Origin of the sequence: Streptomyces sp. NBC_01551, assembly GCF_026339935.1 — a bacterium.
GTDB lineage: Bacteria > Actinomycetota > Actinomycetes > Streptomycetales > Streptomycetaceae > Streptomyces.
The window spans coordinates 4,540,035-4,558,723 of record NZ_JAPEPX010000001.1; the positions used below are offsets into that span (position 1 = coordinate 4,540,035).

Annotated in this window: 21 protein-coding genes, 1 tRNA gene and 1 pseudogene; 18 read left to right on the top strand and 5 right to left on the bottom strand. The window is 70.4% G+C overall.

What is annotated here, in order from left to right; genetic code table 11:
* Positions 1-49: 49 nt before the first annotated feature.
* Positions 50-964, top strand: coding sequence for a non-homologous end-joining DNA ligase (ligD, locus tag OG982_RS20675; RefSeq protein WP_266784578.1), 915 nt, complete (start codon positions 50-52; stop codon positions 962-964).
* Positions 961-1,896, top strand: a complete 936-nt coding sequence (locus OG982_RS20680; protein ID WP_266784576.1) for an ATP-dependent DNA ligase — start codon at positions 961-963, stop codon at positions 1,894-1,896. The genes ligD and OG982_RS20680 overlap by 4 nt, the downstream gene beginning before the upstream one ends.
* Before the next feature lie 99 nt (positions 1,897-1,995).
* Here the strand turns inward: OG982_RS20680 and OG982_RS20685 are convergent, their stop codons facing one another.
* Positions 1,996-2,391, bottom strand: coding sequence for a DUF6479 family protein (locus OG982_RS20685; protein WP_266784574.1), 396 nt, complete (start codon positions 2,389-2,391; stop codon positions 1,996-1,998).
* A gap of 133 nt (positions 2,392-2,524) precedes the next feature.
* On the opposite strand from OG982_RS20685, the pseudogene OG982_RS20690 reads away from it, so the two are divergent.
* Positions 2,525-2,810, top strand: a pseudogene (locus OG982_RS20690) (plasmid stabilization protein).
* A gap of 505 nt (positions 2,811-3,315) precedes the next feature.
* Here OG982_RS20690 and OG982_RS20695 read toward each other — a convergent pair.
* Positions 3,316-4,299, bottom strand: coding sequence for an XdhC family protein (locus OG982_RS20695; RefSeq protein WP_266784572.1), 984 nt, complete (start codon positions 4,297-4,299; stop codon positions 3,316-3,318).
* A gap of 247 nt (positions 4,300-4,546) precedes the next feature.
* Here OG982_RS20695 and OG982_RS20700 point away from each other — a divergent pair, with 247 nt between their 5' ends.
* A complete protein-coding gene (locus OG982_RS20700) occupies positions 4,547-5,842 on the top strand; it encodes an alpha/beta family hydrolase (protein WP_266784570.1) in 1,296 nt (431 codons plus the stop codon).
* 414 nt (positions 5,843-6,256) lie between these two features.
* Here the strand turns inward: OG982_RS20700 and OG982_RS20705 are convergent, their stop codons facing one another.
* Complete coding sequence (locus OG982_RS20705) at positions 6,257-7,462, bottom strand: restriction endonuclease (RefSeq protein ID WP_266949030.1); 1,206 nt, start codon at positions 7,460-7,462, stop codon at positions 6,257-6,259.
* Positions 7,463-7,777: 315 nt separating this feature from the next.
* Here OG982_RS20705 and OG982_RS20710 point away from each other — a divergent pair, with 315 nt between their 5' ends.
* On the top strand, positions 7,778-8,371 hold the full coding sequence (locus tag OG982_RS20710; RefSeq protein ID WP_266949032.1) for a hypothetical protein: 594 nt from the start codon (positions 7,778-7,780) through the stop codon (positions 8,369-8,371).
* Positions 8,372-8,898: 527 nt separating this feature from the next.
* Positions 8,899-9,786 carry a nuclease-related domain-containing protein gene (locus tag OG982_RS20715; RefSeq protein WP_266949034.1) on the top strand — a complete coding sequence of 296 codons (888 nt, stop codon included), beginning with the start codon at positions 8,899-8,901 and terminating at the stop codon, positions 9,784-9,786.
* Positions 9,787-9,794: 8 nt separating this feature from the next.
* Here the strand turns inward: OG982_RS20715 and OG982_RS20720 are convergent, their stop codons facing one another.
* Positions 9,795-10,259 carry an NUDIX hydrolase gene (locus OG982_RS20720; RefSeq protein WP_266949036.1) on the bottom strand — a complete coding sequence of 155 codons (465 nt, stop codon included), beginning with the start codon at positions 10,257-10,259 and terminating at the stop codon, positions 9,795-9,797.
* Positions 10,260-10,277: 18 nt separating this feature from the next.
* Between OG982_RS20720 and OG982_RS20725 the strand changes: the two genes are divergently transcribed.
* The 12 genes from OG982_RS20725 to OG982_RS20780 all read left to right on the top strand — a co-directional run bounded on the left by OG982_RS20725 (position 10,278) and on the right by OG982_RS20780 (position 18,204).
* Positions 10,278-11,060: a GntR family transcriptional regulator gene (locus OG982_RS20725; RefSeq protein ID WP_266949037.1), complete on the top strand. Its 783-nt coding sequence runs from the start codon at positions 10,278-10,280 to the stop codon at positions 11,058-11,060.
* 139 nt (positions 11,061-11,199) lie between these two features.
* Positions 11,200-11,538 carry a hypothetical protein gene (locus tag OG982_RS20730; protein WP_266949038.1) on the top strand — a complete coding sequence of 113 codons (339 nt, stop codon included), beginning with the start codon at positions 11,200-11,202 and terminating at the stop codon, positions 11,536-11,538.
* 2 nt (positions 11,539-11,540) lie between these two features.
* Positions 11,541-12,881 (top strand): FtsK/SpoIIIE domain-containing protein, encoded by a 1,341-nt coding sequence (locus OG982_RS20735; RefSeq protein WP_266949039.1) that lies wholly within the window; start codon positions 11,541-11,543, stop codon positions 12,879-12,881.
* A 102-nt stretch (positions 12,882-12,983) separates the two neighbouring features.
* Positions 12,984-13,637, top strand: a complete 654-nt coding sequence (locus tag OG982_RS20740; protein ID WP_266949041.1) for a DUF2637 domain-containing protein — start codon at positions 12,984-12,986, stop codon at positions 13,635-13,637.
* Between the two features lie 11 nt (positions 13,638-13,648).
* Positions 13,649-13,840 (top strand): mobile element transfer protein, encoded by a 192-nt coding sequence (locus OG982_RS20745; RefSeq protein WP_266949042.1) that lies wholly within the window; start codon positions 13,649-13,651, stop codon positions 13,838-13,840.
* A 16-nt stretch (positions 13,841-13,856) separates the two neighbouring features.
* Positions 13,857-14,015 (top strand): hypothetical protein, encoded by a 159-nt coding sequence (locus OG982_RS20750; RefSeq protein WP_107419551.1) that lies wholly within the window; start codon positions 13,857-13,859, stop codon positions 14,013-14,015.
* A 23-nt stretch (positions 14,016-14,038) separates the two neighbouring features.
* Positions 14,039-14,344, top strand: a complete 306-nt coding sequence (locus OG982_RS20755) for a hypothetical protein (protein ID WP_266949044.1) — start codon at positions 14,039-14,041, stop codon at positions 14,342-14,344.
* Positions 14,345-14,438: 94 nt separating this feature from the next.
* Positions 14,439-14,987, top strand: coding sequence for a GGDEF domain-containing protein (locus OG982_RS20760; protein WP_266949045.1), 549 nt, complete (start codon positions 14,439-14,441; stop codon positions 14,985-14,987).
* Between the two features lie 89 nt (positions 14,988-15,076).
* Positions 15,077-15,262 (top strand): hypothetical protein, encoded by a 186-nt coding sequence (locus tag OG982_RS20765; protein WP_266949047.1) that lies wholly within the window; start codon positions 15,077-15,079, stop codon positions 15,260-15,262.
* A 47-nt stretch (positions 15,263-15,309) separates the two neighbouring features.
* Positions 15,310-16,644 (top strand): replication initiator protein RepSA, encoded by a 1,335-nt coding sequence (gene repSA, locus OG982_RS20770; protein ID WP_266949954.1) that lies wholly within the window; start codon positions 15,310-15,312, stop codon positions 16,642-16,644.
* A 16-nt stretch (positions 16,645-16,660) separates the two neighbouring features.
* On the top strand, positions 16,661-16,834 hold the full coding sequence (locus OG982_RS20775) for an AlpA family transcriptional regulator (protein WP_266949955.1): 174 nt from the start codon (positions 16,661-16,663) through the stop codon (positions 16,832-16,834).
* Positions 16,831-18,204 (top strand): tyrosine-type recombinase/integrase, encoded by a 1,374-nt coding sequence (locus OG982_RS20780; RefSeq protein WP_266949049.1) that lies wholly within the window; start codon positions 16,831-16,833, stop codon positions 18,202-18,204. The genes OG982_RS20775 and OG982_RS20780 overlap by 4 nt, the downstream gene beginning before the upstream one ends.
* Positions 18,205-18,425: 221 nt before the next feature.
* Here OG982_RS20780 and OG982_RS20785 read toward each other — a convergent pair.
* A tRNA-Arg gene (locus OG982_RS20785) sits at positions 18,426-18,511 on the bottom strand.
* Positions 18,512-18,689: the final 178 nt, after the last annotated feature.

The following is an 18,689-nucleotide window of genomic DNA, read 5'->3' on the forward strand; positions in this document are numbered from 1 at the left end:
CGGCGGGCCGCACCGCCCGGTTTCTCCCGATCCATGGCAGTCTCGTCGTATGGCGCCGATCACCATGGTGGAGGGGCGTCGCATCTCGCTCAGCAATCTCGACAAGGTCCTGTACCCCGAGACCGGCTTCACCAAGGGCGAGGTGCTGCACTACTACGCCACCGTCGCGCAGTCGCTGCTGGCCCACATCCACAACCGGCCGGTGTCGTTCCTGCGCTATCCCGACGGCCCGGACGGCCAGCGGTTCTTCACCAAGAACCCGCCGCCCGGCACCCCCGCATGGGTGCGGACCACCCCCGTCCCCCGATCGGACGACCCCGACGCCGAGCAGGTCGTCATCGCCGACATGCCCTCCCTCATGTGGGCCGCGAACCTCGTCGTCGAGTTCCACACCCCCCAATGGCCGGCCGACAGCCCCGCCGTCGCCGACCGCCTGGTCTTCGACCTCGACCCCGGCCCGCCCGCGAGCGTCGTCGAGTGCTGCGCCGCCGCGCTGTGGCTGCGCGACCGGCTCGCCGCCGACGGCCTGGAGGCGTACGCCAAGACCTCCGGCTCCAAGGGCCTCCACCTGGCCGTGGCCCTGGAACCGGCCCCGTCCGACCGGGTGTCCGCGTACGCGAAGACGCTCGCCCAGGAGGCCGAGCGCGAGCTCCCCGACCTCGTCGTCCACCGGATGGCCAAGGCGCTGCGCCCCGGCAAGGTGTTCGTCGACCACAGCCAGAACGCCGCCGCGAAGACCACCGCCGCGCCGTACACGCTGCGCGCCCGCGCCCGGCCCACCGTCTCCGCTCCCGTCTCCTGGCAGGAGGTCGAGGACTGCCGCGATCCCGCCGACCTGGTCTTCCTCGCCGACGACATCCCGCCGCGGCTGGAGCGCGACGGCGATCTGCTGGCCCCCCTGGCCGATCCGAACCGCGCCGGGCGACTCCCCGGCACCGCGCGGAGCCGGCGGGCCCGGTCATGATCACCGTCGCGCTCGCCACCGCCGTCTCCACGCTCCCGCGCGCGCCGGGACTCGCGTACGAGCCGAAGTTCGACGGCCACCGGCTGGTCGTGGTGCGCACCGTGGAGGACGTGGTGCTCCAGGCCCGCTCCGGCCGGATCGTCACCGCCGCCTTCCCCGATCTGGCGGCCGCCGCCCGGCAGTTGCCCGCCGGGACCGTCCTCGACGGGGAAGTGGTGGTGTGGCACGAGGGGCGTACGGACTTCGCCCTGGTCCAGCGCCGGGCGGCCGCGACGCCCGTACGGGCCGCCGTGCTCGCGCAGAGCCTGCCCGCCTCGTACGCGGCCTTCGACGTCCTGGAGCTGGCCGGGCTCGACGTCCGCGCCCGCCCGTACGAGCGGCGGCGCGCCCTCCTCGTGGACCTGCTGCTCCCGCTCGGCCCGCCGCTGCAACCGGTGCCGATGACCACCGATCCGGAACTCGCCGCCACCTGGTACGAGACGCTGCCGGCGAGCGGCATCGAGGGCCTGGTCGTCAAACGGCTGGACCAGTCCTACCCGGCCGGGCGGCGCGGCTGGCGCAAACTCCGGCACACGGACGTGCGGGACGCGGCGGTCGTCGGGTACACCGGGTCACCGCGCAAACCGGTGGCGCTGGTCCTCGTACTGCCGGTCGGGGACGAGACGCCGCTGGTGTCGAGCCCGCTGACGGCGGCGCTGCGCGCGGAGCTGGCGGCGGCCGTGGCGGAGCGGGCGACGGGGGGCGCGGCGACGGGTGCTGCGGCGCCGGGTGCCACGGCGCCGGGCGGCACGGCGAGGGGCGGCACGGTCACCGCGATCGGGCTCGGCGAGGTCCCCTTCCGGCCGCTCGACCCGCCGCTGACGGCGGAGGTCCGGCACACCTCGGCGCGGCACCCGCCGCCGGAGGTGCTGCGGCTGCGCACCGACCTCTGACGGACAGCCCCGCGGCCCGCACCGGGAGGGTGCGGGCCGCGGGGGCTGTTGGGCGTCGGGCGTTGGGCGTCGGGCGGTCGGCGCCGGGCCTCGGGCGTTTCAGGCGTGCGCGCCGCGCCCCGCGTCCGGGGGCGCGCCGGGCTGGACGTGCGGGTGAGGGCCCTTCACCTGCTGGTGGGCGGCCTCCCGTTCGGCCCGGACTTCCTCCGGATGGCTGGAGGTGGTGGAGCCGAAGTTGCCGTAGCCCTGCATCTCGTGCGGCCTCAGGCCACCTTCGGGGATCTCCACGGGATCCCGCTCCTCGCGCACCTCGTAGACCGCGCCGCCGTCCGGCAGATGGGGCTGGCTCTCGGGGTCGGGCGGCGGGGGCTCCTTGGCCCGGACGCGCTGACCCAGCTTGAAGGCGGCGAGCAGGAAGCCGACGGTGACCAGCCCGGCGAAGAAGAACCAGGCGATGTTGCCGAGGATCGCGTCCACGCTCAGGATCATGTCCATACGGACCAGTTTCCCGCACTTGTGACCGATATGCGCATCTCTGGGTAGATACCTTGGGCCGTCCGGGGTACGTGCGAAGGGCCGACGCGAGCCGGTACACCCCAGGCGGAAGGAGGCCGGCCATGCCCCGCGGATCCTCAAGGAGAGCGCCGAGCAGCGCGGCGAGTCCGAGAAGTGGGCGAAGGAGATCGCCGCCCGGACGGTGAACAAGGAGCGAGCCCGCGCGGGCGAGTCCAAGACCGCGAGCAAGCAGTCGCTGGACGACATGTCCTCGTCCCGTCGCGGCGGCCTGCGCTCCCACTCGGGCGCGCAGGGGCCCACGTACGACCAGCTTCTACGCCGAGGCGCAGCGCCGCGGCGTCCACGGCCGCTCCGACATGAACAAGGCCGAACTCAAGCGCGCCCTCGGCTCCGACTGACCGGGGCGACCGGGGCATCCGCGTTCGGGGCGATCGGGGTGTCCGCTACGTCCGGGGTGTCCGGGGTGTCCGCGGCGATCGGGGTGTCCGGGGCGACTGGGGTGTCCGCGGGGATCGGGGTGTCCGGGGTGTCCGCCGCGACCGCGGCGACCTCCGCGACCCGCGACCGGGGTGCCTCTGGAGGCACTCCGGAGCCGGCACTCCGGAGCTGGCACTCCGGAGCTGGCACTCCGGAGCTGGCACTCCGGAGCTGGCACTCCGGAGCTGGCACTCCGGGGATGCTCCCGAGCCGCCATCCCGGGGATGCTCCCGAGCCGCCACTCCGGGGATGCCCCCGAGCCGCCACTCCGGGGATGCTCCCGAGGCGGCACCCCGGGGATGCCCCCGAGCCGCCACTCCGGGGATGCTCCCGAGGCGGCACCCCGGGGATGCCCCCGAGCCGCCATCCCGGGGATGCTCCCGAGGCGGCACTCCGGGGATGCTCCCGAGCCGCCATCCCGGGGAGTCACCCCCGCAGCGGCCCGTCGGCGTCCCGTACCCCGCGGGCGTCCCGCCCGCCGAGCACCGCCAGCATCTCCGCGCAGATCGCCAGCGCCGTCTCCGCCGGCGTCTGCGCCCCCAGGTCCAGCCCGATCGGCCCGTGCACCGTCTCCAGCCGCGCCTCCGAGACCCCCGCCGCCAGCAGCCCCTCCCGGCGCCGCGCCGTGGTCCTCCGGGAGCCGAGCGCACCGACGTACGGGATCCCCAGCGCCAGCGCGGTGCGCAGCGTCGGAACATCGAACTCCGGGTCGTGGCTGAGCATCGCCAGGCAGGCCGCGTCCCGCCGCGCCGCCAGCACCTTCTCGGCCTGCGCCGTCTCCGTCACGACCACCGCTTCCCACCCCAGCAGCCCGGCCTGGCGGGCGATGACCTCCCCGAGCTCGCCGCCCCCGCCGATCACCACGTACGGCGCCGACGGGTACGCCTCCACCAGGACCAGCCCGGACCCGCCGTACAGCGCGTCCCGCCCCGGCCGGCGCGTCGCCAGCAGCTCGCCGGCCCGCCGCTCGGAGTCCGACCCCGGCTCGTCGGTGGCCCGTACGACCTCGCTCACGGCATGGTCGGCCCGCTCGTTCAGCCGGGTCACCAGGGCCACCCCGACCCCCTCGGCCAGCAGCTCCCACCACGCCGCCGGCACCGACTCCAGCGGCTGGAGCAGGATCTCCGCCTGGCCACCGCAGGTCAGCCGCGCCTCCACCGCCTCGCCCGCCCCGACCGAGACCTCGCAGACCCGCGCGGTCTCCCCGTCGCGCATCGCCCCGGCCTCGGCGACGAGCTCCGCGTCGAACACCCCGCGGTACAGCGCGCCCACGCATTCCCCGCGCGGATCGATCAGCACCGCCCCGGCGGGGTCACGCGGACCGAACCCCTGCTCGGTCACCGGCCGCGCCAAAAACCCGCCGCGCCCCTCGACCGCCCACTGCCGTGCCGTCTGCGCAAGCTCCCGCATCGCGATGCCCCATCCTCGTCGTCAGAGCCCACCACAAAGCGCCAGGTCAGCGGCGCTACATGGCCTCACCTTCAACCTATGCACGCCCTCCGGCCCGATCCACCCCCCAAAACCCACAGACCCCGCGCCACCTCCCTCGTACAGACCACCGGAAGCACTGCCCCCGCCCGAGTTGCGCGACACCCGCGCATGGGGTTGCGTCGAAGAGAACGGGGGTGCTGCGCGAGCGGGGCGGAGGCGAACCCGCATGCTGTTCACCGATCGCGACGACGCGGGGCGACGGCTCGCCGTGGCCCTCGGGAAGTACGCGGACCTGCGCCCCGTCGTCCTGGGCCTGCCGCGCGGCGGCGTCCCGGTGGCGTTCCACGTCGCCCGGGCGCTCGGTGCCCCGCTCGACGTGGTCATCGTCCGCAAGCTCGGCGTCCCGTACCAGCACGAGCTGGCGTTCGGCGCGCTCGGCGAGGACGGGGTACGGGTGATCAGCGAGGACATCGTCCGACGCGGCCGGCTCCGCCCCGAGGACATCCGCTCGGTAGAGCAAGCCGAGTCGGCGGCCCTGGCCCGCCAGACCGACCGGTTCCGCGGGAACCGCCCGCGCCTCGACCTGACCGGCCGGACGGTGATCGTGGTGGACGACGGCATCGCCACCGGCGCGACGGCCGCCGCCGCGTGCGAGGTGGTACGCGCCCAGGGCGCGGCCCACGTGGTGATGGCGACCCCGGTCGCCCCACCGGACGCGGCGGCGACGCTCTCCACGGCGGCGGACGAACTGATCTGCCTGTCCACGCCAGCCGGCTTCTCCTCAGTGGGCCAGTGGTACGAAGACTTCTCCCAAACCTCGGACGAAGAAGTCACAGCCCTCCTAACAGAGGCGGCCGGGCCGCCGGCCGCGGCGCGCCCGGTGGAGGTCACCGTCGACGCCGCCGGCCTGTCCCTGGCCGGGGACCTCACCCTCCCCGCCGGCGCCCCGGCCGTGGTGATGTTCGCCCACGGCTCCGGCAGCAGCCGCCACAGCCCCCGCAACCGCTCGGTGGCCTCCGACCTGAACCGGGCCGGCCTGGGCACGCTCCTCTTCGACCTGCTGACCCCGGCCGAAGAGGGCGACCGGGCCCGCGTCTTCGACATCGACACCCTGGCGACCCGCCTGACCGACGCGACGGCCTGGCTCCGCACCCGTACCCCGACCCCGATCGCCTACTTCGGCGCGAGCACCGGCGCCGCGGCCGCCTTGACCGCCGCCGCCTCCCCCGGAGCGGACATCGCCGCGGTGGTCTCCCGCGGCGGCCGCCCCGACCTGGCCGCCCCGCACCTCGCCGAGGTCCGCGCCCCGACCCTCCTCATCGTCGGCGGCGACGACTCCCTGGTCCTCGACCTCAACCGCGAGGCCCAGTCCCGGCTGCGCTGCGAGAACCGCCTGGAGGTCGTCGAGGACGCCACCCACCTCTTCGAGGAACCCGGCGCCCTGGAAGAGGTCTCCGCCCTGGCCCGCACCTGGTTCCTCACCCACCTCCCGGCCGGACCGACCCCGCCTGCAACTCCGTGATCCCCCTGCCCGACACGGGGGTTGACCCAGCAGCCGCTTCCCCCGGCCCCCGACCGCCGCGGACCCCTGGCGATGCCCTGAGGCACAGTCGGCCACGGGACCCCACTCATCTCGGTGTCTCGGCCTCACCGCAGCGATCACTCCGGCACCACGAGGAGGCTGCGCTCCGCCGCAAGGTGGCCATACGCCTGCACAGCAGGGCAGTTGACTGCGCATACGCGAAGACCCCGTCTCAGCTAACTCGCTGATGGCGGGGTCTTTGGGCACTTCCTGCGAAGTGCCCCCGGCAGGATTCGAACCTGCGCACACGGCTCCGGAGGCCCCGTGCATCTCACGCGTTTCACCTGGTCATGGGCTCAAGATGGGCGTGCTCCGGCGTTGCTGTCCACGAATAGGCCACGGCTCGCAGACAAGCTACTCAAGCAAGATCTCTTCAGGGCGGCGGTTCGTGACCGCGGTCTCCCGGCCGGTCAATATGTGCTCGATGCAGGCTTCGAGGTCTCCGCCGTGGTCGTCCCGGGCCATGCTCCGGAGTTCTCGGGCCAGCTCCATGCCGTTGACCAGGACGATCGGGTACTGGTCTTCGACCATCTCGGTCTGTGCAGGCACGGAGTAGGCCCCGGTCGTGACGTACACGCCGATCCAGCCGCGGCGCAGACGAGCCACGACGCGAGCGATCTGCTCGGCGGTGACCAGGTTGTCGAGCTTGACGCACTTGGCCTGACCGAGGACGACGAGACTGGTGCCAGCCAGCCCACTGCCGATGTCGAGCCGGCCCACGAAGTCCGCCCCGCCATCACCGGACCTACGGGTCAGCCATCCCTCGACGTAGCTGTTCCCGGCCCCCCGCAACACACGGGCCGCGACCGCGGAGGCGACGGCCTCAAAGTCGTGCTTTCGCCCGTCGAAGTACTTGTAGATCAGCTCCAGGTCCTTGGCTTCGGTGGTTCCCGGCTTGGGTCGCTGCTCGGGCACCTTGGTCACCTTGGCCCGGGCGACCCGCCGGCGGATCCTGGGCAGGGCCGAGTTCCCGTGCTTGACCCACTCACGCCAAGCCCGCGGGGCGAGTTCGAGCGTCTCCGTGTCGGGCACGGTCTTGTCCCTGCGGGAGTCGATCCACTCCCACGAGACCTTGTCGTCCTCGTCCGTGAGGTCGATGAGAGCGATGTCGTAGACGTAGTTCGTGAACGTCGTGTGGTCGCTGCCACCCCACTGCACCAGCCGCTCTGCCCGCTCGATGATCCCCAGACCGCAGAACTCGACGTGCCCCTTGACCTTGCCGCTGCGCGAGACCGCCCGGAACAGCAGCAACGGGATGGCGCCGGCCCGCTCCTCGGGCGTGTGCCCCTGGTGCCCCGTGAAGGCATCAAGCAGGGCCGCATTGCCGTTGGTCTTCCCCGGCGCGACGGTGGTGGTGGCCTTGTGGTCGCCGAAGTAGCGGACGTGCCCGTTGTCCATGTCGAACACGTCATGCCAGGGCGTCTGCTCGGTGCCGGCCTTCCAGGGACTCGACCGGATGAGAATCACCGGCCGCCGCTCCCCGTCCGGCGTCCGCACCTTCGCCATACCGTTGATCCCGGCCTCCAGCAGGGCCCGGGCGAGGTCCGGCGAGTGAGTCACATGGTGGAAGTTGGGATACCCCTGCAACTCCTCCGGCACCGGATCCTTGCCGGTCGCGTAGCGATACACCTGACCAACACGCAACTGACCGCCCACGCGTCCCCCTGTCGCAGCCCCACCTGATCGATCTTCCTGACAGTAACGGCAGGCGCTGACAATGGTCCAAGTTGGTACGACCTTGGCCTGGCGCTGCTCCCTGCAGTACGAGCGGTGTCACACCGCGACAACCGGTGGAGTTTCGGCCGCTGGATGCTCAGCTGGTGCGGGTTGCGGTGAACCGCTGACAGCAAGTCGACACTGACTGAAGATCTGAGCATGGAAGAATGGAAGTACACCCTGCTCAACGGGGTGATATCAACGGGTGGTGCCGTATTGGTGGGCATCTTCGCCCTCTACGGCATGTTGCGCCAGGCTGCCAGGGCTCACGAGGCGGCGTCCCAGCAGGCGGTTGCCCTCCTTGAGCAAGTGGCTAAATCCGCCGAGGCTGCCCGAGACCAGGCCAGGTGGCAGCTGAGGCGGGATTCGTATGCCGCGATGCTGGCCGCTTGCGACGGATATGAGGATGCCATTGATGAAGTCGGATGGTTTCTCGCGGATCAGTATGATGATGCGGGACGGGTGATCACGAATTTTGAATCCACCAAGGCGGAAGTGGCAACTGACGCCATAGGTAGAATTAGAGCGCATGTGCATACGTTGCGTCTTGAGGGGCCCAAGGAGCTAGAACCGCAGATTAAGGAATTCCTTAAAATGGCGGGGGAAACATATGAAATGATGAGAACCTGGACATCGCTGTTGCATGACGGCCAGGATTCAGACTTTCCTGACGAGTGGCAGTATCAGCAAGGCGCTTTGAGCGAGGCCAGGGAAGCGCTGTTTCAAGCGATGTACGAAGTCCTTCATAAATGATTTGGATGCGAGTCAGGGTGCAGCGCCCGTCGACTTCCCTGATACCTGCACCTACCCCAACTCCCATCCCGTCCGCCGTCGGCCCACACGTATGTGGAGCGGGCGCGGTGCCGGGCGTCCAGGTGGAGCGCCCAACTGGACGTACGACCTGGACGCCCGGTGCCGTGTCTGCTCGGCTTGCCTGGGTCGACGGTGGACGGGATGGGAGTTCCCCCACCCCAACCATCCACGGGCCGGCACCCGGCGACGGTGCCCCCGCCATCCCGGTGCCGGCTGGTCCCCCGCCGGAGGCATGTCGGTGAGCGATGAAGCGCCGGCCCGCGGGTCCGACTCATGCCTTTGGGCCTATCCCACTCGCAGGGGCGGGCGTCGGCGCAGCGCGCGCGGAGCGGGCCGAAGGCAGGAGCGTCGCGCGGAGCGGAGCCGGGAAGCCCGCCCGGCGAAGCGAAGCGCAGCCGGGTGCTTGATGAAGTAGGGAAAGTCTTACCGCAGGGGCGCTCTTGTGGCCCCGCTAGTCCGCTGTTCCCATGGCCCGTGACATTTCTGCGGAGCTTGGGGGGCTAGTGAACAACCTGAAGGTGACCTCGTGGAAGCGGCACGGGCATGATCGCCTGTACGTGAACCTGCCCGATGGGACAGCGGTCGGCTGGATGGATCGCAAGTCTGGGGAGACCACTGTCTTAGTCAGCGAGTACCGGGATGCCGTCGGTGCTGCGCTGGCCCGGTTTGCCGGTCCGGCCCCAGGCCTGGCGACGCCGGCCGTAGGCGATGACGCCCCTCGTGCGCTGCCCCTGCTGACGCCCGAGAACGATCTCGCGAAGAATCGGCCTGGCGAGGAGCTGCGGCAGCGGCTCGCCGCATCCGGGCCAGGGCTCTGGCAGCGAGTGATTGCTTGGGTGCTTCGACGCAGGACCGATGACGACTCCTGGCGTACAGGGCTGGTCGGCGAACAGCGCGTTGGGCGGGAGCTTGAACGGCTGGAACGCCAAGGATGGCGTGTGCTGCATGCGATCCCGTTGCCCCGCCAAGTGGACATCGACCACTTACTGATTGGGCCCGGCGGAGTCTTCACGATCAACACCAAGCGGCACCCACAGAAACGAGTGTGGGTGGGCGACGACATGGTGAAGGTCAACGGTGGCAAGGCCCAGCCCTACGTGATCAAGAGCCGAGCGGAGGCCGGTCGCGCACGCAAGGTCCTGGGACAGTACTGCGACTTCGATGTACCCGTGCGCCCGATTCTGGTGTTCGTGGACGTCCTCAAGCTCGACGTGGTTCCCACGCAGCTCAGCGTCCGGGTCTTACAGGAGCGGGCGGTGTCTGCCTTGGGTCCCTTGTCCGGTGTCCTCACCGCACCCCAGATCGAGCACCTCTACAGCGTCGCCAGGGATCGTCGAGTGTGGGGCGACGCGTGACCCGCCGGTCAGGCTGAGGTCAGCTGTTTGCCGTCGTGGCTGCGCACGTGGGGGCCCTCGTGATCCAGGGCGTCGAGGAGCCGGATCGCGAACACCTCGGACATCTGCTCGGACACCTCTTCCGGAGTGAGCCATGCAACCGCGGTCGACTCTTCCGACGTGCGCTCGGCACCGCCGGAGGGCTTGCAGCGGAAGACCAGGGCGACGATGCCTCGGGCCGTGTTCTTGTAGACCCCGGTGAGCTCGTCCACCTCGACCTCGATGCCCGTCTCCTCCAGGACCTCTCGGCGGACGCCGGCCTCCGGGGACTCTGTGAGTTCGAGAACTCCGCCCGGCAGTTCCCAAGTCCCGTTGTCCGCTCGTCGGATCGCCAGGAGTCGGCCGTCCTCGCGAACCACTGCCCCGGCCACGGACACGGAGTGCAGTGGCGTTGACTTGACCTGCGGGGAACCCGTACTCATGTACAGGAGCATAGGAGGAAGGGAAGGACTATGGGAACCGCAGTAGGAGGTGGCCGAGGGGCTGTGCCGCGCTACGTGCAGATCGCCGACGACATCGTTCAGCAGATCCGGGCCGGCGCATTGAAGGCCGGGGACATGGTGCCGAGCGAGTCGGAGCTGGTGGAGCGCTACGGCGTCGCCGGGGGGACGATCCGCAAAGCCATGGTTGAGGTGCGGGCCAGTGGGCTCGTGGAAACCCGGCACGGCAAGGGGTCGATCGTGAAGGCCCGGCCGCCCGTACGACACCGGTCCTCGGACCGCTTTCGGCGTACGCATCGGCAGGAAGGGCGGGCGGCTTACCTAGCGGAGTCCGCGCAGTCCGGGGCTGAGGCCAAGGTGAGCGTGCTGTTCATCGGGCCCATGGAAGCGCCCGAGGAAATCGCGGAGCGGCTCGGTGTCACCGAGGGGACTCAAGTCCTGGCCCGGCGGCGGTTGTACTTCCGGGACGGAACGCCTGTGGAGACGGCCAGCTCGTACCTGCCGTGGGACGTGGTGAAGGACATCCCCGAGCTGTTCGCCGAGAACCCCGGCCCCGGTGGCATCTACGCCCGACTGGAAGACCACGGCCATGTCTTTGCCGAGTACGTGGAGACGCTCCAGGCCCGGCCGGCTGCCAAGGCCGAAGCCACCGAGCTGTCGCTGAGCCCCGGCGCGCCGGTCGTGCATCTGCTCCGCAACGCTGTTACCGAGGAAGGTCGGGTGGTCGAGGTCTGCGACACCCTCATGGCCGCTGACCAGTTCGTTTTCGAGTACCGGATCCCTGCGCGCGACTGACGCCCGCTCAACTCCCCATAGCCCGCTGCGAGTTTCTCTTCGTAGCGGGTTGACTCATGTATAGGAGTCAGGCACTCTTCTTCATGTCACTCATGTACACGAGTGACGGAGTCGTACCCCTATAGAGGAGTGATCTGCTGTGCGCATGATTCCCGTCGACACCACCGGCGCGACCGTGATGGTCGCCCAGCCCCCGCAGCTCAAGCTGCGCGACAAGAAGACCGGTCAGGTCGCCGTCGACAACGAGACCGGCAGCAACCTCATGACCGTGGACGTGCTGTTCGTGATGAACGGCAACGCCGAAGTCGTGTCCGTGACGGTGGCGGAGCCCGACATCTCCGGCGAGCTGGCCATGGGTACCCCGGTCGCGCTGACCGGCCTGGTCGCCCGGCCGTGGGAGAACGAGTTCAACGGCCAGAAGCGCCACGGGCTCAGCTTCCGCGCCGTCGCCGTCACCTCGCTGGCCCCGGCGAGCTGAGCATGAGCGCCTTATGGGTCACACTGCCGGTGGTCCTGGTTCTGGCCCTCGCCCTCGTCCTGCGCTGGCTGCGGCCCACCTGGTATTGGATGACCTTCGGGGTCACCTTCGCGACGATCCGCGTCCTGATCCGCTACCGCTCGGTCATGGACGCCTGCGGGCTCACCGTCCCGCCCTCCCGCTGGCGGCTAGCGCTGGCCCGAGTCACCAACCGTGCCGTTCCCGAAGCCCGTTCGCCGCGCATCCTGCGGCTGCGGCTCACCTCGACGGGCCTGCTCCTGCGTCTGAAGACCCGGCCCGGACAGGACGCCTTCGACTTCTCCGCCTCCTCCGATCGGCTACGCCACTCCTTCGCTCTGCACAACGTCGTCTGCCGGGAGATCCGGTCCGGCGTCGTCGAGCTGCGGATGACCGGCTACGACGTACTCAAGAGCGTGCGCATGCCGCCGGCCTCGCCTGCTGACGGTGTCAGGGTGCCGGTGGCCTTGCGGGAAGACGGCCAGGTGCACCACCGGGACTACCGGGAGGTCCCGCACGCTCTGAACATCGGTGCGACGCAGTCGGGGAAGTCCGTCTATCAGCGCACGCTCATCGCCGCGCTGGCACCGCGTAACGTCGCGCTCGTCGGCATCGACTGCAAGAACGGCGTCGAACTGACGCCGCTGGCATCACGGTTCACCGCCCTGGCCGACAGCCCGGCTACTGCGGTTGAGCTGCTCGCGGCGCTCGTCCGGTACATGGATCGTGTCTACCTGCTGATCCGCGCCGAGCAACGCATCAGCGTCGCCGTGCCGGATGCGGAAATCACCTCCGACATCTGGGATCTACCCGCGCACCTTCGCCCCGTACCCGTCGTACTCGTCCTGGACGAGATCGCGGAGCTGGCCCTCGCCACGAACAGGGCCGAGGAGGCCCGGCGGGACCAGAGCGTCACGTACCTGGTCCGCCTCGCCCAGCTCGGGCGGGCCGCCGGCATCTACCTCGAAGTCTGCGGCCAGCGTTTCGGCTCCGAACTCGGCAAGGGCATCACCATGCTCCGCGCCCAGCTCACCGGCCGTACCGCCCACCGCGTCAACGACGAGGCCTCGGCGAACATGGCCTTCGGGGACATCTCACCGGACGCCGTCCTAGCCGCCGTCCTGATCGACAGGGAGCGGCCGGGTACCGCCGTGACCGGTGACTCCTCCGGCGGCTGGACCCGGATCCGGGCCCCGCACACCACGCTCCGCCGGGCCGTGGACATCTGCAACGCCCACGCCTACCGCACCCCGGAAATCCCGGAACTGGACGCCTTCCGGCCCGAGCCGCCGGCCCGCGTTCTCGTTGGCAAGGTCCAGCCCTAAGCCGCTTCAGCGGGTGCCTTCCAAGCACCTGATCCACCAGGTCGGCGCGGCCTCATCGCGCCAGGTCCCTACCCACCCCATCCCTGAAAGGAGGTGAAGACCATGACCCGCCTGGTGCGTCCGGACGCCGTCCTCGTCCAGGCCGTCATAGCCGGAGCACTCTCCTTCGCCCACCTGCACGACCTCGCGGAAGCCGCCGGACAGGACGGTTGGAAGGCTTGGGCCTACCCGGTCAGCGTGGACCTGCTCCTCGTTGCCGCCTGGCACCGCCTTCGCAGCCTGCGGGACGCGGGCGAGCCCTCGCGGTCGGCCTGGTCCTGGTTCGCCGTCGCCCTCGCGGCCTCGCTCGGCGCGAACGTCGCGACCGCCGGCCTTCTCGACCTGGGCGACGTCCCGGACTGGCTCCGGATCCTCGTCGCCGGATGGCCCGCGCTCGCCTTCCTCGGCGGAACGCTCCTGGTCCACCGGCCTACGACGGCCAGCACGCCGGATCCTGAGCCCGTCGCGGCGCCGCTCCCCGTGGTGGAGCGGGAGACAGAACCCGGCGTACAAGCCGCGCCAATACCCGCTCTGCCCGCCCCGGCGCCGCCCGAGGCCCCAACGGTCACGGCCCCGCCTGCCCTCATCGCCCACGCCCAGAAGATCGCCGCCGACCACCGCACCCGCACCGGCTCGGACATCGACACCGAGACCCTGCGCGCCCGGCTCGGCGTCCCGCCCCTGATGGCCGAGGCCATCGCCGCCCAGCTCACCTGAGAGGAGATCCCATGCCCACCCGGATCAACTTCCGCTCGCTTATGAAGATCGGCCCGGTCCAGATTGGCACCTACCGCGACCGCAACGGCCGCAGCAAGGACGCCGCCGTGTGCACCGCCGACGGCTGCGGCTGGTCCTCGGACTACAGCTCCTCGACCGCCGCCCAGCTCGCCGCCCGCTCCCACCGCTGCCGCGTCAGCTGAACGGAAGGCCAACCCCATGGACGTCCCGCTCTGGCTCGCGCTGATCGTCATCGGCGCACTCGGAATCAAGCTCATCCGCCCGCCCTGGTGGCTCGTCGCCGTGATCCTGCTCGGCGGTTTCCTCCTCGCGGACAGCTTCCTCGCCCCGGCCATCGACACCGCGATCAACAAGTAACCCGCCCCGGAAGGAGAACGGCCGTGTTCAAGCCCCAGTACCCCCGCCCCGACACCTACATCCCGGCCCCGGCCCCGGCCTCGGTCGAGCACTCCACGTCAGCCCCGGTCCCCGCCAAGCCCCCGACCGCCCTCGACGGCCTGGTCCAGAGCTCGCCCGGTACCGCGCTCGCCCTCGCCGCCGGCGGAGTCGTCGGAGTCCTCGCCCTGGCTTCTGTCGCCGTCTCGCTGCTCCTGGCCGTCGCGGTCACCGCGGTTGCCCTGTCCCTCAGCAGCGTTGTTCTGCTCTTCCTCATCCGGGCCCTGCGCCAGGAGTTCAAGAACCACTGACCCGCCGGTCTCCGAGAGGCGCCACAAGCCACCAAGCATCGCGCCGCCACCCGGAGCCGGTCCGCCACCACTACCGACCGCACGAAGGAGCATCGTGGACACCCAATCGCTCGCCTTATGCCTGCCGCTCGCTGGCTGGGCCGCCCACTCCGCCCTGCTGACCCACCGACTCGCCACCGCCCGCCGCGACCCGCTGACCGGCCTGCGGACCCGCGCCGGATGGACCGCCCGAGCCCAGCGCTTCATCCGTCGGCACAGGGACTCGGTCGTCCTCCTCCTCGACCTGGACGACTTCAAGACCCTGAACGACACCCACGGCCACGCCGCCGGAGACGCCGCCCTCGCCGCGACCGGCGCCCGCCTCACCGCCTGGTGCGACCGCTACGGCTACGTCGGACGCCTCGGCGGAGACGAGTTCGTCGCCGTGCACCGCCGCCGGGACCTGGACGGTCTGAGCACGGCCCTGAATGCCCCCGTGACGTACGACGGGCGCTCGCTGCCTGTCTCGGTCTCCATCGGCACTTGCCGACTCGCCGACCTGTCCGTCCGCAGCCTTTCCGAGGCCCTGGCCACCGCCGACGCCGCGATGTACGCGGCCAAGGGAACCCACGGCCGCCGCAGCCAGCGCAACACCACTCGTTGACCGGCCTCCGGGCGGCGCACAAGCCACCAAGCATCGCCGCCGCCCGGACGGACCGGCCCCTCCCGACCGCAATCGAAAGGACGACCATCATGGCCCAGCCCAACCACACCCCGCCCCCTGTATGCCCGGACTGCGACGGCCACGCCTCCGTCGCGATCACCCTCGGCGGCCGCGACCGCACCGGCACCCTTCGGACCATCACCGCCCACTGCCCGGCCTGCCACGGAACCGGCACCCGCCGCTCCCTCTCCGTCCGCCGGCAGGTGACTGCGTGACCGACCCCGCGACCCTCGCGGACCTGGACCCCGGCCTCCTCAGCGACATGCTGAAGGTGGCCGGGGCTCCCGGTTACGCCCGCTGGGAAGACCAGATCCGCCGCACCAGCGGCTGCTCCGACCCCATCCACATCACTGGCTGGACCGTCGCCAAGGACAAGACCTCGGGCGAGGTCCTGCACCGCTACTCCACGGAAAACGAACCCGGCGCCCGTCTCCGCATCGCCTGCGGCAACCGCCGCGCCTCCCGCTGCCCGGCCTGCGCCTGGACCTACGCGGGCGACACCTACCACCTGATCCGGGCCGGACTCGCCGGAGACGACCGCCGCGACATCCCCGCCACCGTCCGCGAGCACCCCCGGGTCTTCGCCACCCTCACCGCCCCGTCCTTCGGCCCGGTCCACAACCGCCCCGCCGGCCGTCCCTGCCGCTGCGGCAAGCACCACCAGGAGCACGACGCCGAACTCGGCACCGCCCTCGACCCGACCACCTACGACTACGCCGCCGCCGTCCTGTTCAACAACATGGCTGGGCAGCTGTGGCAGCGCTTCACCACCCGCCTTCGCCGAGAGATCGCCGCCTCCGCTGGAGTGACCCAACGCGAGCTGAAGGACCAGGCCCGGATCTCCTACGGCAAGGTCGCCGAGTTCCAGAAACGGGGCGCTATCCACCTCCACGCGGTCATCCGCATTGACGGCCCCGACGGACCGTCCAGCCCGCCGCCCTCCTGGGCGAGCACGGAACTCCTCGACCGCTCGATCCGGGCCGCGGCCGCCCACTCGTACACCTCGGTGTCGGTGCCGGCCGCTGACGACCAGCCCGCCCGTACCTTCCAGTGGGGCACTCAGCTCGACGTACGGCCTATCAAGGCCTTCGGGGATGGCGCGGAGATCACAGAGCAGGCCGTTGCCTCATACGTCGCCAAGTACGCGACCAAGGCTGCGGAGAACACCGGCACGCTCGACCGCCGCATCGGCAACCGCGAAGCCCTCGTCATCCTCGACGTCCCCGACCACACCGCCCGCCTGATCGGTGCGTGCCTCGACCTGGACCCGCTCTACCCGGACCGCCGCCTCGCCGCCTGGTCGCACATGCTCGGCTTCCGCGGCCACTTCTCCACCAAGTCCCGCCAGTACTCCACCACCCTCGGAGCCCTTCGCCAGACCCGCGCCGACTACCGGGCCGCCCAGGAACGCGAAGCCCGCGGCTTCGATGACATCGAGCCGGACACCGTCCTCGTCCTCGCCTCCTGGCAGTACGCCGGCCACGGCCACACCCCCGGCGAATCCGTTCTCGCCGCCACCATCGCGCGCGGCATCCAGCTCAACCGCCAGACCGCCCGCGAAGCCCTGTACGACCAATCGCCCTGGAAGGAGACGTGACGTGAAGGACGAGCTGATGACCACGGCGGAGATCCTTTCTGAGCTGAAGGGGATCTCGCGGCGGACCTTCTACCGGTGGCGTGAGCTCGGCAAGGCGCCCAAGGCCTTCACGCTGCCGAATGGCGAACTGAGGGTGTGGCGTTCCGACTTCCACGCCTGGCTGCGCGCTCGCGAAGGAGCGGCCGCGTGAAGACGACCGATGTGCGGGTCTGGGCGATCCGGACCAAGCCGGGTGAGCGACCGTCCTACGAGGTGCGCTGGACCGTCGCGGGCGTTCCCCGTTCGCGTACACGGAAGACCAAGGCGCTGGCCGATAGCCTTCGGTCGAAGCTTCTCCGTGCTGCACGAGACGGCGAGGAATTCGACACCGATACGGGATTCCCCGATTCGATGGCGGAGAAGAAGTCAGCGCTGACCTGGTATGCATTCGCGCTGCGCTACCTCGCCATGAAATGGCCGCACGCGGCGCCGAACACCCGCGACGGGATCAACGAGTCGCTGACCTCCGTCACCCTGGCTCTGCTTGCAGATCGGCCGGGGCGCCCGGAGTCGAGACTCCTGCGGCGAGCACTGCGGAACTGGGCGTTCGTGCTGCCCGGTCCCGACGGTCGGGAGCTGCCGAGCGATGTCGCCGAGGCGCTGCACTGGGTGGCCAAGGCATCTCGACCGCTCTCGGATCTTGCCGACCCGGTGACTGGTCGAATGGTTCTCGACTCCCTGAAGATCAAATTGGATGGGACCGCTGCAGCCGCGGAGACCGTGCAGCGAAAACGGCGCACGCTGGTCAACGCCCTGCACTACGCGGTGGATCTCTCGGAATTCAAGGAGAATCCGCTGACCGGAGTCCGGTGGCAGAAACCGAAGATCTCCAAAGAGGTGGATCCGCGCGTCGTGGCGAATCCCGAACAGGCGCGGTCCCTTCTCCACGCCGTCTCTTATGTGGGCGGCTACCGGCGGGCTCGTGGGCGGCGGCTCGTGGGCCTCTTCGCCGTCATGTACTTCGCCGGCCTCCGGCCCGCCGAGGCGGTCGGCCTGGCCGAGTCGGATCTCTCGCTGCCGTCCTCCGGCTGGGGAGAGGTTCTCGTGCATCGGACCCGCCCCAGCGTCGGGAAGCGCTGGACCGACTCGGGGGAGAGCCATGATGACCGGGGCCTGAAGAACCGGCCCGCCGAGGACATCCGCCGAGTGCCGGTGCCCCCGCAGCTCGTCTCCCTCCTGGCCGAGCACCTGGACACCTTCGGTACGACCCCGGACGGCCGGCTGTTCTTCAGCGAGGGCGGGGGAGTGGTCTCGTCGTCCAGCTACTACCGAGCCTGGCAGGAGGCCCGGACGCTCGCCCTGCCGCCAGCGGCGGTGGCTTCGCCGCTCGCCCACCGGCCGTACGACCTGAGGCACTCGGCGCTCTCGACGTGGCTCAACGCGGGGGTGGATCCCACCGAGGTCGCCGAGCGGGCCGGCAACAGCGTGGAGGTGCTGCTGAGTCGGTACGCGAAGTGCCTCGACGGGCGGCAGGAGGTGGCCAACCGGCGGATCGAAGATCTGCTGCGCGAGTACGAGTGATCGCGAGCGAGTGGCGGTAGGTTGCGAGGCCCCTGGGTGTTGTCCCGGGGGCCTTCGTCTTTTCCGGGGCTGAGCTGCGGAGATGGAGCGCCGTCCATCCCGCGTATAGCCCGCAGGGGTTGTCATAGGGCTGCATGCGGCAGCACACGGCTGCGCATACGCGAAGACCCCGTCCTCAGCATCTCTGCTGGTGGCGGGGTCTCTAGGCACTTCATCAGAAGTGCCCCCGGCAGGATTCGAACCTGCGCACACGGCTCCGGAGGGCGTGTGGAGTCACGGTATAAGACCGTCGCTCACCTGCGGGGGCGTGCTTCTCTCCGCTGCCAGCCAACGTGGCTCACGCACCACTCACGCGCTTTGTCTCCTGCTTGGTAGGTGTCGTGCCATGGCTCTGCCCGCAGCGGGCGTCTGGTCTCGCCGCTTGCGGTGACGGTGATCGGTCCGCTTCACTCGTGAGGGTGGAAGGACCTGCATATGGTGGACAA